The organism is Flavobacterium sp. KH_001, assembly GCF_057840745.1.
In genome coordinates this window covers 4,168,896-4,184,016 of record NZ_CM174520.1, presented here as the reverse complement: position 1 = coordinate 4,184,016, position 15,121 = coordinate 4,168,896, and the positions used below count along the sequence as shown (strand labels likewise).

General features: G+C 34.5%; 12 protein-coding genes. 7 read left to right on the top strand and 5 right to left on the bottom strand.

Translation table 11 applies throughout. The annotated features are described in order from the left end of the window. Window positions 1-5: 5 nt before the first annotated feature. Both AC3ITQ_RS17965 and AC3ITQ_RS17960 read left to right on the top strand, forming a co-directional pair. On the top strand, window positions 6-1,229 hold the full coding sequence (locus AC3ITQ_RS17965) for a sensor histidine kinase (protein WP_489235508.1): 1,224 nt from the start codon (window positions 6-8) through the stop codon (window positions 1,227-1,229). A 153-nt stretch (window positions 1,230-1,382) separates the two neighbouring features. Beyond that, on the top strand, window positions 1,383-1,874 hold the full coding sequence (locus tag AC3ITQ_RS17960) for a YybH family protein (protein WP_489235507.1): 492 nt from the start codon (window positions 1,383-1,385) through the stop codon (window positions 1,872-1,874). Window positions 1,875-1,953: 79 nt separating this feature from the next. Here the strand turns inward: AC3ITQ_RS17960 and AC3ITQ_RS17955 are convergent, their stop codons facing one another. Next, a complete protein-coding gene (locus AC3ITQ_RS17955) occupies window positions 1,954-3,090 on the bottom strand; it encodes a hypothetical protein (protein WP_489235506.1) in 1,137 nt (378 codons plus the stop codon). A 236-nt stretch (window positions 3,091-3,326) separates the two neighbouring features. Between AC3ITQ_RS17955 and AC3ITQ_RS17950 the strand changes: the two genes are divergently transcribed. Continuing rightward, window positions 3,327-3,956 carry a response regulator gene (locus AC3ITQ_RS17950; RefSeq protein WP_489235505.1) on the top strand — a complete coding sequence of 210 codons (630 nt, stop codon included), beginning with the start codon at window positions 3,327-3,329 and terminating at the stop codon, window positions 3,954-3,956. Here AC3ITQ_RS17950 and AC3ITQ_RS17945 read toward each other — a convergent pair. After that, the gene (locus AC3ITQ_RS17945) at window positions 3,953-6,979 is read right to left on the bottom strand and encodes a ligand-binding sensor domain-containing protein (protein ID WP_489235504.1); all 3,027 of its coding nucleotides are present in this window, start codon (window positions 6,977-6,979) and stop codon (window positions 3,953-3,955) included. The genes AC3ITQ_RS17950 and AC3ITQ_RS17945 overlap by 4 nt on opposite strands. Window positions 6,980-7,196: 217 nt before the next feature. Here AC3ITQ_RS17945 and AC3ITQ_RS17940 point away from each other — a divergent pair, with 217 nt between their 5' ends. The 3 genes from AC3ITQ_RS17940 to katG all read left to right on the top strand — a co-directional run bounded on the left by AC3ITQ_RS17940 (window position 7,197) and on the right by katG (window position 10,365). Beyond that, on the top strand, window positions 7,197-7,340 hold the full coding sequence (locus tag AC3ITQ_RS17940; protein ID WP_489235503.1) for an NAD(P)-binding domain-containing protein: 144 nt from the start codon (window positions 7,197-7,199) through the stop codon (window positions 7,338-7,340). 35 nt (window positions 7,341-7,375) lie between these two features. Then, a complete protein-coding gene (locus AC3ITQ_RS17935; protein ID WP_489235502.1) occupies window positions 7,376-7,744 on the top strand; it encodes an NAD(P)-binding domain-containing protein in 369 nt (122 codons plus the stop codon). Window positions 7,745-8,088: 344 nt separating this feature from the next. Continuing rightward, window positions 8,089-10,365: a catalase/peroxidase HPI gene (gene katG, locus AC3ITQ_RS17930; protein ID WP_489235501.1), complete on the top strand. Its 2,277-nt coding sequence runs from the start codon at window positions 8,089-8,091 to the stop codon at window positions 10,363-10,365. Window positions 10,366-10,437: 72 nt separating this feature from the next. On the opposite strand, the gene AC3ITQ_RS17925 is transcribed toward katG, so the two are convergent. Next, window positions 10,438-11,538 carry a PepSY-associated TM helix domain-containing protein gene (locus AC3ITQ_RS17925; protein ID WP_489235500.1) on the bottom strand — a complete coding sequence of 367 codons (1,101 nt, stop codon included), beginning with the start codon at window positions 11,536-11,538 and terminating at the stop codon, window positions 10,438-10,440. 246 nt (window positions 11,539-11,784) lie between these two features. Between AC3ITQ_RS17925 and AC3ITQ_RS17920 the strand changes: the two genes are divergently transcribed. Beyond that, window positions 11,785-14,193: a TonB-dependent siderophore receptor gene (locus AC3ITQ_RS17920; protein WP_489235499.1), complete on the top strand. Its 2,409-nt coding sequence runs from the start codon at window positions 11,785-11,787 to the stop codon at window positions 14,191-14,193. 84 nt (window positions 14,194-14,277) lie between these two features. On the opposite strand, the gene AC3ITQ_RS17915 is transcribed toward AC3ITQ_RS17920, so the two are convergent. Together AC3ITQ_RS17915 and AC3ITQ_RS17910 are read right to left on the bottom strand one after the other, a co-directional pair. Then, window positions 14,278-14,583, bottom strand: coding sequence for a hypothetical protein (locus AC3ITQ_RS17915; RefSeq protein WP_489235498.1), 306 nt, complete (start codon window positions 14,581-14,583; stop codon window positions 14,278-14,280). A gap of 120 nt (window positions 14,584-14,703) precedes the next feature. Further along, window positions 14,704-15,093: a YidH family protein gene (locus AC3ITQ_RS17910; protein ID WP_489235497.1), complete on the bottom strand. Its 390-nt coding sequence runs from the start codon at window positions 15,091-15,093 to the stop codon at window positions 14,704-14,706. Window positions 15,094-15,121 lie beyond the last annotated feature (28 nt).

The following is a 15,121-nucleotide window of genomic DNA, read 5'->3' as shown; positions in this document are numbered from 1 at the left end:
ATCTAATGGGAGACAACGCAATTAAAATCTTAATAGTCGATGACAAAAAGGAAAATCTGCTTTCGTTGCAGGTTATCCTGGCTGATCGTGGTTACCAGTTTGTTGAAGCAACATCAGGGAAAGATGCGTTGCGGATCCTGCTGAAAAACCAGGATTTTGCTATTATCCTAATGGATGTACAAATGCCTTTGATGGATGGTTTTGAAACCGCTGAAATGATTCGCCAAAGTGAAAAACTAAAACACGTTCCCATCATCTTTTTGACAGCCAATATGAACACCAATGAATACATTTTCAAAGGATATCAGTCTGGCGCTGTTGACTATATGATCAAGCCATTATCTCCGGAAATATTGCAGGCAAAAGTGATGGTTTTCACCGAATTGTTTCGAAAAAATCAGGAATTAAGAAAAAAGGAAGAAGAAACGCATGCCCTGAACGAAATGATTTTAAAAGCTAATAAAGAACTTGCTTCTCAATACGCAGCAATTGAAAAACATGCTGATGAACTGAAAAAAAAGAACATGGAACTTGATGCGTTTACCTACATATCAAGCCATGATTTGCAGGAGCCGCTGCGTAAAATTCAGACTTTTGCCAATCTTATTATGTCTAATGAATATGCTAATTTATCTGAAGATGGTAAAACGAAATTTGACCGGATTTTATATGCCTGCAACAGAATGCGAGAGCTTATTAACAGTCTGCTTACTTTCTCGAGAGCCACTCTGGTGGACAGAAGGTATGAAACAGTTGATCTGAATACCATAATTAAAGATGTAAAAGAGGCACTGCATGAAAATCTACACGAAAAAGGAGCTATGATCACAACTGATTTTCATGATACGGCTAAAGTGATTCCTTTTCAGTTTGTGCAATTAATGGAAAACCTGATTCATAACGCTATCAAATTTGCAAAAACAGAAACGCCATTAGAAATTACAATAAAAAGCCGTTTGGTTAATGGATTTGATCTACAAATCGAAAACCTCGCTACCGATGTAAATTATTGTCACATTAGTTTTGGCGATAACGGTATTGGTTTTGAACCACAGCACAGTGAGAAAATCTTTGGTGTTTTTCAGAAATTACATGGCAGAGATGTGTACGAGGGAACAGGAATTGGACTTGCAATCGTAAAGAAGATAGTAGAAAATCACAATGGTTACATTGATGCTATTGGCGAGCCTATGCAAGGAGCAACTTTTAATATTTATATTCCTTATTAGGGAGATGAGGTTTACTAGCTGTTCTCTTTTTAAATAGGATTGATTCACAAATAAATATTTTAAGAGGTTTAGTTTAATATTTTTTAATGTAAATTGACTGATATTGAGATTTTTATAGTACTTTTAATGTGTAAGACGCTAAACTTTTATCATATGAAAAACAAGATTTTAAAAGGATTATTATTAGGAAGTGTGCTAATTTCAATGTTAGCCTGTAATACTAAGAAGGAAGAAGAAAAGCCCGCCGTAGTAGTTGATAAAGAACAAATAAAAAAGGAGATTCAGGCAAAAGAAGATGAATTTGCGGCAACTTATAATTCTGGGGAGGTAAAAAAAATAGGTTATTATGCTGATGATGCAATAAGTTATTATCAACATAGAAAACCTCTGGTTGGTAAGCAGGCAATTTCTGAATTTTTAATAGCAGATCTAGGAACAAATTCTAATATAATTTCTTTTAAAACAAATGAAGTTTTTGTTTCAAGTGATGGGAATCAGGTAGTTGAAAGCGGTGCTTATACCGTAACAGATTCTGTTACTAAAACGGTTATCAATAGCGGAAATTATCTTAGTTTGTTTGAAAAAAGAGATGGTAAGTATGTTTGTGTGAGAGATATGAGCGCTTCAGATATGGAAGTAAAATAAAGAGACCAAATTTACAAATAAAAAAATGGACTAAAAGCTAATAAGTTTTAGTCCATTTTTTTTTGGAGAAAAGATTTTATTAACGTCTTCTTCCGCCGCCACCGCCAAAGCCACCGCCGCCGTGAAAGCCTCCACCGCCACCTCTGCTGCCACCGCTAAAGCCACCTCCGCCGCTGCTTCTGGTACGACCTGAATCAAAACTTGAGTTCGATGAACGATTTGAAGTTGATGGACGATTCACGTTTGAAGATCGGTCTGAAGTACCTGCCGATGGGCGATTTACTTTGGATGATCGATCTGATGTTGAGCCACGATTCACATTTGATCCACGATCTGAAGTTCCTGCACTTGGTCTATTGCTTTTATTTCCACGATCAGATGTACCCGCCGTTGGGCGATTGGTGTTATTTCCACGATTATCACCGTACTTTCCATTTGCCCGATTATTGTTAACGGTATTGGATCGGTTTCTTTCGTTATTATAATGGTTAATCTGGTTTCTGTTGTTAATGATTACCGTATTTCCGCCACCATAATGACCACCATAATAACCTCCATGATACCAGTTGTTATGACGATAAATACCTACTGCCAACACTGTAAAGGCAGCAAAATAGGGTGGGTAATACCCATAATAGTATGGAGGATAATAAGGCACATAGGCAGGAGAATACACATACTGTACAATAGGCGCCGATTCTACGACAACAGTAGTTGTAGCAGGAACATTAACCGTAACAGGATTAGAACCAACATATGCCGGATTAGCAGTTACTGAATCACTTTTAGTTTTGGGCTCAATGACATAATCTTTTCCATAAAGATCTTCATCTCCCACTATTTGCAAAGAAACTTTTCCACTCTTGTCTTTGTTTACTAAAATAACAGCAACATCCTGGGTTTCCTTTTCGCTTACATTTACCTGAAGTACAAACGTAAAAGCATTGCCATCTTTTTTGGTTACGACTTTAATAAAGTCAACTTTTTTGTCAAGATTTAGATCCAGATTATTGATTTTTGTCTCTTTCTGATTTAATGCCTTTTCAAAATCCTCAATGGTTTTTGACTTTTGAAAAAGATCTAGTACTGCATATAAATCCAGATTATCTCCGGGTAATCCTAACGGCGGCACATCATCATCTTTTGTTTGAGAAAATGCAGACTGATTTGAGAAACATATTACAACCACTAATAATGACAAAAAAAGTTTTTTCATAATGAATGAGTTTAGAAGAATATACTGCAAGTTAGTGAATATCAATTATATAAAAAAATATTGTGTTTGTTTTGTTTATCCTTATATTTTTGCTCCTGTTATGGTAACTCTTTAGCTTTTTAACGTTTTAAAAGAAGATAATTTATGATAATATCTTTAGATTTATTAAATTACTGGTATAAGAAACGAATTCGAATAGCTAAATAATTTATTTTTGCTGTAACTTAAATTTAATTATGGCTAAGAAAATTTTAATAGTTGATGATCATTTAGTAGTCCGAAATGGAGTTGCTATGGTTTTAGAAAAACAAATTGAAGATGTAAAAATCTCAAATGCAGAAAATTTCTTTGAGGCTGTTGCACTATTAAAAGAAGATTGTTTTGATTTGATTATTTTGGATATCAATATTCCAGGAGGAAAAAGTACGGAGATGATTACTGACTTGAGAGCGATTCAGCCTGCGGTCAGGATTCTTATTTTCTCTGCGCATGAAGAAGAACAATATGCTTTAAAGTACATTTCTGCCGGTGCTAACGGATATCTAAACAAACTCTCCAGCGAAGAAAAAATGATGTTTGCCATTAACTCTATTTTTGAATCGTCGACCTACATTTCAGCTGAACTGCTTACTAAACTGGTTGATGCGCGAACAAGTAAAAAGGTTATTAATCCATTAGAAGTTTTATCTAAAAGAGAACTTCAAATAGCAAGATTACTAATAAACGGCAACGGTAATCTTGAAATTTCGAATATGCTGGATATTCACATGTCTACTGTAAGTACCTATAAAGCCAGGGTGTTCGAAAAACTTAAAATTAATAATCTTGTAGAACTTATTAATCTTTACAAAACTTTTGAATACTAGGCATACTCAACTATAATTTCAATAATGGTGCCTTCATTAATCGAACTCGAAATATTAATATCTCCTTTGATGATAATAAGAAGTTCAATAATCATATGAAGTCCCAGATGATAATTTTTTACAATTGGGTTTTTGTAAAAATCAAGATAATACTCAATGAGCTCTTTGCTCATTCCTTTTCCATTATCCATAACGGTTAAGGATAACATATTATCTTTTGTGGCACATTGCAATTCTATCTCTCCATTGTTTGTGTTTTTTGTCGCGTTATCCAAAAGATTATGAATAATAATAGATAATGCCTTCTTGTTTGTTTTGATGAAAAAATCTTGTGGAACTTTATTGATAATAACTGTATTTTCTGATGCCGCAATTTTTTCGAAAATCTGAATTTTTTCCTCAACTAAATCATGTAACGAATAGCTTTTGTCTTCAAGTTTTCTTCCTTCTATAAATATCGTCGAATATTTAATTAGGTTTTCAACATATTCATATAGTTGATCTGATGATAATTGTATCGTTTCTATTTGTCGTTTTAGTTTTTCATCTTGCTGGATATTTTTATTATCAGATAAATGATTAAGGGAAGCGGTTAGAAATTTTAACGGGCTTTTTATATCGTGGCTGATGCTTTTTACTAAAGTCTCCTGTTGTTTGATTTCCTGTTTTAGGTTTTTTTCAGTAGTTTTTAGTTTGTTTACCGTTTTGGCCAGTTTTTTGGTTTTTTTAGCAATAACCTCCTTAAGCATTACATTCTTTAATTTTATATAATACAATCTTAAATGCCACATGAAAAATAAAAATAGTACGACCAATAGATAACAAAGAATCGTAAACCAGATTGTTTGATGGAACATCGCCGGAACTATCAGTATAACTTTTTTATAAACGTAATTCCCTTCAAAACCAGATAATCCTCTGATTGTAAGAGTGTATTCTCCTGGTGGTAATGTGGTAAAGGATATGGATTTTTCGAATCTTATTTTTTCCCAACGACTGTAGGCTCCTTTATCCAGCTTGGCTTCGAGATTTATATTCTCTGGATTACCATAATAAGGATAAGCAATTAGGAAACTTACCCTTTGGAAATTATTTTTCAATACAATTGTATCTTTTGGAAAAAAAGAACTTTGGTCTACAATGACCTTGTCAATATAAAATTTTCTATTGGGAAGTAAAGGCTTTATTTTATATGGATTAAAAAATACGATACCGTTCAGAGACGGTAAAGCGATTTGACCGTTTTGAAGAATGTTTCCGCAAGGCTGGCAGCCACCGTTAAATTCATTAGTTAAAAAACCATCCTCTTTGTTGTACTGATGATAATATATAGGCGTACTCTTGTTTTTGGTATATTTTAATAACGCCATTCTGGATACCTGAAAAAGGCCTTTATTCGTTGGAATCCAGAAAAAACCTTTTTTATCTTCCACTATACAATGTGCAGAATTTAGGTAATTATTTTCATCTATTGGCAATGCAGATAATGCGCCATTTGAATAAAGGAAAAAACCTTTTTCATAAGTCGTTAACCATATTTTTTTTTCGCTGTCAATAAAAATACTTCTAATGTTTAATCCTTCACTTTTCTTTATAATTGAAAAAGTTCCTGTGTCAATTTTATATTTAAAAAGACCTTTTTCGCTCCCAAAATAAAGAGTATTGTAATCGTACTGTGCAATAAAAGTGATATTCTCTCTTAAAATTTTTACAAGCTTCAGCGTTTTATTTTTAATGGAGTATAATTTCGCCTGATTGTATTCATCCTTTTGGAGGCTAATCCAAATCGTATTACTGTCGTCTTTAAAGATGGTTTTCGGGCATTGTTTTAATTCATAACTAATATTTGTTTTATAATCTGATTTCTTTAAATAACAATGAACTCCCGTTTGTCTGCCTACCCAGAAATTATTCTCATCATCTTTCGCGATTGATATATGTTCATTGAGTTGCATGCTTTTTAGAAAAGGAATACTATCCAGAACTTTCTTATCATTAAAGATTAAACCTTCAGCTGTAACAATTGTACTTTCTGTATAAGGAAAAGCAGCATAATAGATTTCTGCTGACTTGTGTACATCTTTTTTTACAGTTTTAAAAACAGGAAAAGTTATGATGCACAAACCATTTGTATAACTTCCTAAATATAGTTTTTGGTTTTTCCGGTCATAAAAAATAGAAACAATATTGCTTTTCTCAAACTCTGCAAAGTTTACTAAAGGAACTGCTGATAACGGGCCAGTTCCATTTGTTAGGAGATAAATTTTGTTTTTTGAATAAAAAAACACCTGGTTTGCAGTTATGTTCCAGTATAATTTGTGTTTAGTCTTAAAAAGTGGGGAGTTTAGTTTTCCTGAGGATTTTCCAGTGTCAGAAAAACGATCATAATCACCATTATTTTTGACGTAGTAAAGTTTGTCATTAAGTACGAAGAATTTAAAAATACTCTCGCTTTTGTAGGCAATTTTATAGAGGCTCTTTCTTTTAGCATCACACAATTCTACTTTTTCTGTATCAACAAAAAAAAGATTCCCGTTGGGCATTCTAAAATAATAAGCTTCACGGGGATTTATCGTATTGTGTGAAGGTAATCCGTCATGATAAAAAAAACGCTGACCATTTCGGGTAATGTTATAGGCCGGACTTCCTTTTTTGATGATTTTAATCTTCCTTTGGTTAATAAGGACAAGCTCCTTTTTTTCTGTATTAAAACAGTAGAGACTATCTTTTTGTACGCTTCCTAAAATTTCGGTAAAACGACATTCCTTTAAATCAGTATTAGAAGAATTAAAAGTAAGGAAAGTATCTCCATCGTAGCGAACAAGACCATTTTCTGTCGTTATCCAGATAAAATTGTATTTACCCTGGACAATAGCTTTTACGCTGCTTTGAGGTAATTCATTGTTGTCTGCAGTATACCATCTTGCGGTGTAATTTTCCTGACAAGTTGCTTTAACTGCTGTTAGCAATAATAAAAAGTAACAATAGCGAAGGAGGGATATAAGCAACGTCATTTTTGACATCGGACTGGTTTTAGACACACACAAACTTAGCAAACATTATTCATTATTTTAAATTTGTAGTTTTAAATCTACACGGCTGTAGGTTTATTGAGACAGATTCTTGTAATCATCAATGGCTGATACGGCTATATTTGCTCAAAACCACAGTCATGAATTTTGATAAAAAAAAGGTAATACCCCGAATTTTTATCAAGATAAGATTAATAAAAAAGAGATTATGAAAATAGGTATTATAGGAGCTTGTAATATGACTTTAGATATTGCTGCCAGAGCTGCGAAATCGGGACACGAAGTATTAATCAGCCATCCGAGATGTCTTGAAAGTTTAAGGCCTATTGTAGAAAAAATGGGGATAAGGTAAAATTAGTTACTAAAGATAAAGCGGTAAAAGCTAAAATGATTGTACTATTTGTTCCCAGGGAAGAACTTAACGGCTTTTTTGATGGTCTGCCGGATATGTCAGAAAAAATACTATTGCACACCAATAATCCTTTTTTTAATACTGAAAGTCTTTTGTCTCCAATTGCGGAGGTAAAATCTTCAAGTAAAATTATAACTTCACTATTACCGGGTGCACATGTGGTTAAAATTTTTCATGTACTGGAGCCAGGTGTTATTTTATCGAAATGTCAAACCCAAAACGGAAACGAAATATTTTATATGGGAACCAATCAGGAAGCTAAAAATAAAGTAAAAAGTTTTTTAAAAACGATAAACTTATCAGCTTGTGATCTTGACGAATTATGCTCGGCAGGGCAATGCTAAGATTTAAATTGATTTTATAAAAAAGTACTTCCAGGTTGTCGTTTTGTAACTATCTTCATGAAAAAAAACATAATGGCAAATCTGCACTAGTATAATTAGCATTATTTCTTCCTCTAAATTCTTTAGAATTCTATTTAGAAGAAGGATTACGATTCAACTTGTAATGTTTTGACTTACATGATTGTATCATATAAGAATGTAATTAACTTCGATTAGTGTAATAGGTTTTATCTATTGCGGTAAATTAATTTAATATGCATCTTTCGCTTTACTTTTTTATTTTGTTTGTAAATTAGTCTGATAATAAATCGATTAAGATTAAAACAAAAAATAAAATTGTAATTATGGACAACCAATCAAATGACATTAGCAAATGCCCTTTTCATAATGGGAGCATGGACAAAGTAGCAGCTACAGGCACAAAAAATCGTGACTGGTGGCCAAAACAATTAAAGGTAAATATTCTGCGACAAAATTCTCCACTCTCAGACCCGATGGGAGAAAATTTTAATTATGCCGAAGCCTTTAAAAGCCTTGATCTTGAAGCATTAAAAAAGGACTTACATTCACTTATGACTGATTCGCAAGAATGGTGGCCGGCAGATTTTGGTCATTATGGAGGTTTATTTATAAGAATGGCATGGCATAGTGCCGGAACTTATAGAGTACAAGATGGTCGTGGTGGAGCAGGTGCAGGACAACAGCGTTTTGCCCCGCTTAACAGCTGGCCGGATAATGTGAGTCTTGATAAAGCAAGAAGATTATTATGGCCAATTAAACAAAAATACGGTAGAAAAATTTCCTGGGCCGATTTGATGATCCTGACAGGAAATATCGCTTTGGAATCTATGGGCTTTAAAACTTTTGGTTTTGCCGGAGGAAGAGCCGATGTTTGGGAACCGGACGAAGCTGTTTATTGGGGTTCTGAAACTACATGGTTAGGCGGAGATGAACGTTACAAAGACGGTTCTGAAGGTGTGCCGAAAGATCATGGCGTTGTTTCATCTGATGATAATGCGGATGGTGATATTCATACAAGAAACTTAGAAAAACCACTTGCTGCTGTGCAAATGGGACTTATATATGTAAACCCGGAAGGACCAGATGGTAATCCGGATCCTATTGCTGCTGCCAAAGATATCAGAGATACTTTTGGTCGTATGGCTATGAACGACGAAGAAACAGTAGCGTTAATTGCAGGTGGACATACATTTGGTAAAACACACGGAGCTGCTTCTTCTGATCACGTAGCAGAAGAGCCGGAAGCTGCAGGTTTAGAACTACAAGGTTTTGGATGGAAAAACAGCTACGGTTCCGGTAAAGGTGGAGACGCTATTACAAGCGGACTTGAAGTTACCTGGACAAAAACACCAACACAATGGAGTAATAACTTCTTTGAAAACTTGTTTGGTTTTGAATGGGAACTTTCTAAAAGCCCTGCCGGTGCGCATCAATGGGTAGCTAAAAATGCAGAACCAATTATTCCGGATGCTTTTGATAGTTCTAAAAAGCATTTACCAACAATGCTTACAACCGATTTATCATTGCGCTTAGATCCTGAGTACGAAAAAATATCAAGACGTTTTCTTGAAAATCCTGACCAGTTTGCAGATGCTTTTTCACGTGCCTGGTTTAAATTGACACACCGTGACATGGGACCTGTTTCGCTTTATTTAGGAGCCGATGTTCCGAAGGAAGAGTTGATATGGCAAGATCCTATTCCGGCTGTAAATCATGAATTAATAAATGCGAATGATATTGAGCAATTAAAAGGAAAAATTCTGAATTCAGGATTAAGTATTTCTCAATTAGTTTCAACTGCGTGGGCGTCAGCTTCTACTTTTAGAGGATCTGATAAACGTGGAGGTGCTAATGGAGCACGTATAAGACTGGCTCCTCAAAAAGACTGGGCAGTAAATAATCCGGCTCAGCTGAAAACTGTTTTAGATAAGCTTGAAAGTATTCAGGCAGAATTTAATGCGGCTCAAGGTGGTGGAAAAAAAGTTTCACTGGCAGATTTAATTGTTTTAGCTGGTTCAGCAGGAGTAGAGAAAGCGGCTGCAGCTGCCGGAAATTCTGTTACTGTACCCTTTACTCCAGGACGTATGGATGCCTCTGCAGAGCAAACAGATGTTGAATCTGTTGCATTCTTAGAACCGAAAACAGATGGATTCCGTAATTACCGCAAAACAAAATCATCTGTTGCAACTGAGGAATTACTTATTGATAAAGCGCATTTGTTAACGCTTACAGCACCAGAATTGACTGTGCTTTTAGGTGGATTGCGTGTATTGGACATCAATGCGGATGGCTCTAAAAATGGAGTATTTACAAATCGTCCGGGTCAGCTTACAAATGACTTCTTTGTAAACTTACTTGATATGAATACACAATGGCAATCAGTTTCTAACGATAAAGAGCTTTATGCAGGAAACGATCGTTCTACAGGTCAGCCAAAATGGATTGGTACACGTGCCGATCTTGTTTTTGGATCTAATGCCGAATTAAGAGCTCTTGCAGAAGTGTACGCAAGCAGCGATGCACAGGAGAAATTTGTAAAAGACTTTGTTGCCACATGGAGTAAAGTAATGAACCTGGATCGATTCGATTTAAAGAAATAATTTCTTTTCAATAGAATAGAAAATGAAAGAGGAGCCCTGGTTGTGGCTCCTCTTTATGTTTATAGGCTTAAATTAAACTGCTTTTATCTGCGTTTTTTTCTTCTTTTTCTTCTTTTTCAACCAAATAATAAACCCAGTGATAGGTAAACTGGCTGCAATTAAACTGGCTAAGAACGCAATTATTTTTCCAAAAAGCCCAAAGATTTTTCCGGTATGAAGATCATAATTACTGGCTTCGATAATATCAACAGTATTAAAATCCTTATATAATTTATAACGAAGTAATTGCCCTGTTGAAGCATCAAAGAAAAAGGTATTTTGTTTTCTGGACCATTCGTACGGATATAACATTCTCAACCTAAGACCTCCGTCTTTTCTTATGGACAAGGTTACTGTATTGGCTCCGGGATATTGTTGTATGGCCGTTGTGTAAATTCGATTATAAAGTATGGCTAAAGGCTCTTCTTTAGGAATTGCTTTTGATTCTACTTTGATGCCGTCAGTAAGTTCACTTCCGGTTAAGAATGCAGCTGCATTTTTTACGCCTTTAAAAGCAAAAAACAAACCGGTAAGGGCAATAACAATCAGAAAAAAAGACGCATAGAACCCCAATACATTATGCAAATCGTAATTAACCCGTTTAAATGTTCCCTTCCATTTAATTGTCAAAGCATGTTTTATCGCTTTAATCCGATTTGGAAACCATAATATTAGTCCGGTTAGTAACATCAGGGTGAAAATAACCACAGACCATTTCTGAATAAAACTTCCAGTGTCGCCTAAAAGCAAAGAAGTATGAAGCTTTCTGACAGTACTTAACCAATCTTGTTTTTCGCTGGTAAGTAATGTCGCATCGTACGGATTAAAAAAGTACGTTTTCTTTTTTGTAGAAAGTTCGACAGCGGCATTAGAAGCTTTTTGATCTACTTTGATTGAAGTAATTTTTTGATCCGGTTCTGCTTTTTGAAAATTGAGGACAATTTTCTCAACGCCTGCAAAAGGCTTTTCCTGAATTGGTACAAGTAAATCTTCTTTTTTGCTCAAGCCTCTTATTTCTTCCTCAAAAACATAAATACAGCCAGTAATACTAATTATAAAAACAATTATTCCGGTTGCCAAACCTAACCATAAGTGGACCTGGCGTGCTATATTTTTAATTTGTTTCTGATTCATTTTATAAAGCGTATACTAAAATTAGAGGCTGTTTTTTGAAAAGTTTTTCAAACCAGCTGCGCAAATGTAGATGTATTTTAGAAACATTCCAAATAACACTTATTACAAATCAAGTAATTTAGGTACTTGTTGGTTTAAAATTCAGAGCCGAATTTATTTTGAAAAAACAGCAATTTGGTGTTGATATATTTAGAAATATATTGTTCTTTTGCGCTCAATTTAGAATCAGTTTAAATAAATATAGATATGAGGACAGCAATACCTTCAATTTCAGATTATATACAAGTACTCAATAAAAGAATAGCAAGTTTATCCTTGACATCAGCATTTTTAATATTGATGTTTTTGTTGTTTAATTCCAGTGTACAGGGGCAAACAACTGCAACTGGTTCAATTTCAGGTAGTGTAATTACTAATGATGGAAATGCCAGTCAGGGTGTAATCGTAAAACTAGTAGAGATTAATAAAAACGCAGTCACCAATTCGGCAGGAAATTTTGAATTCAAAAAAGTACCATTCGGAAAATATACTTTAGAAGTTACGATGACTGGTTACGAATCATCTCTGGAAAATACCGAGATTACAGAGCAAAATCCAACGGTTTCAATTGACATCAAAGTAAATTCTTCTATTCAAAATCTGGAAGATGTCGTGATCAGAACAGGAGGAAATCGTTTTGCTAAAAAAGAAAGTTTTGACGTTGCCAAAATGCCTTTAAAGAACATCGAAAACTCTCAGGTTTACATAGTAGTAAGTAAGGAATTAATGAAAGAACAGGTAGTTACTGACTACAATAGTGCTTTTAAGAATGTACCGGGAGCTGGTATCGCCGAAGTTAGAAATCAAGGACGTACGACTTCTATTTCGAGAGGTTTTGCAACTCCACAGGTAGTAAGAAACGGTGTTGGAAGTTTTACTTATACCACTATCGATCCTTCCAATTTAGAGCGTATAGAGGTTATCAAAGGACCATCTGCAACACTTTTCGGAAGTACATTATCATCATTTGGTGGATTATTTAACCGTGTAACTAAAAAGCCTTTTGATACTTTTAAAGGAGAAGTTTCCTATTCTGCCGCAAGTTGGGATTTGAACCGACTGACTTTTGATGTGAATACACCACTAAACGAAGATAAAACAGCTTTGTTACGAATCAATACGGCTTTGCATAGTGAAAGAAGTTTTCAGGATGCCGGATTCAATAAAAACTTCTCCATTGCACCAAGTTTCTCTTATGCAATCAATGACAGGTTAAGTCTTTTAATTGACATAGAATTCAGCATGTACAAAGCAACTTCACCAACCAGACTGGCTCCTTATACAAAAGGTACGGCTCATAGTATAGAAGAACTTGGCATTCCCTATAAATTATCTTATGCCAACAATACTATTAATTACACGAGTCAGCAATACAATATTTTTGCACAGCTAAAGTATAAAATGTCAGAAAGTTGGGATTCTCAGACTATTTTGTCCAGAACAAGATCGTCATCTGATGGTTATGTGACTGGTTTACAAATGACATCAGATACGACAATAAGACAACAGGTAACTTATCAGGAATCACCTTTTTATGGAACAGATATTCAGCAAAATTTTATTGGAAAATTCAATATTGGACAACTTAAAAACAGAGTAGTAGCCGGTCTTGACTTCTATAGTCTGCGCGCAACCCGAAATGATGCTATCATTAATATGCCCGCAATGGATTATAAAAAACCTGGCGACGCTTATAACGATTTTAACATTCAAAAAGTACAGCCAATGTTTGACGGTGCTACTTTTAATAATTTTGTTTCGACTGATGAAGATACGTACAGCGCTTATGTTTCTGATGTTTTGAATGTCACTGATAAATTATTAGTAATGGGGGGAATTCGTTTGGATAAATATGAGAATCATGGATCGTATTTTCCCAGCAAAGATTCAATTGCCGGAAATTACAATCAAACTGCCTTCTCTCCAAAATTTGGAGTAGTTTACCAAATTGTGAAGGATAAAATCGCCGCTTTTGGAAATTATATGAACGGATTTAGTAATGTTTCAGGTTCAGATTTTGAAGGTAATACTTTTAAACCAAATCAGGCAAACCAATGGGAAGGTGGTTTTAAATTCGATCTTAGTAAAATATCAGCTACCTTAAGCTATTATGATATTGCCGTTACAAATATAACACGTGACGATCCGGAGCATTCTAACTTTTCAATTCAGGACGGAACTCAGGTAAGCAGAGGTTTTGAAGCCGAGTTAATAGCCAATCCAATTTCGGGATTAAATATTGTGGCGGGTTATACGTATAATGATAGTAAATACGAAAAGAGTAATGCAAGTGTTCAGGGATTACGACCAACAACAGCCGGATCACCTCAAACTGCAAATTTATGGGCAAGTTACAGGCTTGTTACGGGCCGTGCACAAGGTTTAGGAATTGGTTTTGGAGGTATTTACGGAAGCGAATATTATCAGACGAATACAACAACTTTTAAATTTTCAATTCCGGCTTATACCGTTTTAGATGCATCCCTTTTTTATGATCAGCCAAAATATAGAATTGGACTTAAAGTGGACAACTTAACAAATGAAAAATATTGGTCTTACAGACTTGCAGCGCAAAACCCAACACGAGTTACCGCTAATATAACATTTAAGTTCTAAGTAACTTTAAATCAAAAAAAGGGATTGTTTCATAGGAGACAATCCCTTTTTTAGTTTAAGAATTCGAATACCATTTTAAAATGCTTATTCTTCCTCTTCCTCATCATCCGGTTCCGCTTTATTGGCGCTATATTCGTCCAACGTTCTTCGGTTCGGATCATTTTTGTCGCTTAAATCTCTTTCGGCATCAATTGTTCGATTGCTGTTTTTTTGAAGATTAATATCATCGTTATCATCGAGATTTTGTCCGTCTGAATTATCAGTATTGTAAGGCTCTCTATCCTTGTAACTATTTTGATGCTGATTAATTGCCGGATCTTTATTTTCCATTGTTTCAGAAGTAATGGCTTCATTATCTGATCTGCTGTTTCTGTGGTTTGAAGTATTCATAATAATAAGATTTAATAATTAATACTTACAAAGCTATTAACCAGAAATAGAAATAGGTTATAAGTTTTTTATTTGCAATTGTATTATTATCAGGTTTTTACAATTGTGTGTTAGCTGTTTTTAAGAAGAAAAAGGATAAGCAGCCATAATTAAATAAGTAATTATAATAATACTCATCAGAAAAATAACAACGGTCAGAACTGTAATTAGTAATGTAGAATATAAGTATTCGCCTTTTTGCAGAAGTTTGTGCGTTTGTCGGTATTTCCAATACGATAAAAAAATGGTAACGGCACCTGTAAGGACTAATGCTATACCTATAATTATGGTTAATCCATTTTTAGGAATATTGGTTTCACGAAAAAAACTGACTGGTAATTGATTCACAAACAGTGAAAATTTTACGATTACAAAACCAAAAACCATTATTCCGATGCCAGTTCGGACCCATGACAAAAATGTTCTTTCATTAGACATTTGTTCGTTGATCATTTTTTTATTATTCTCCATTATGTTCAATGTATATCTTAAAATTATA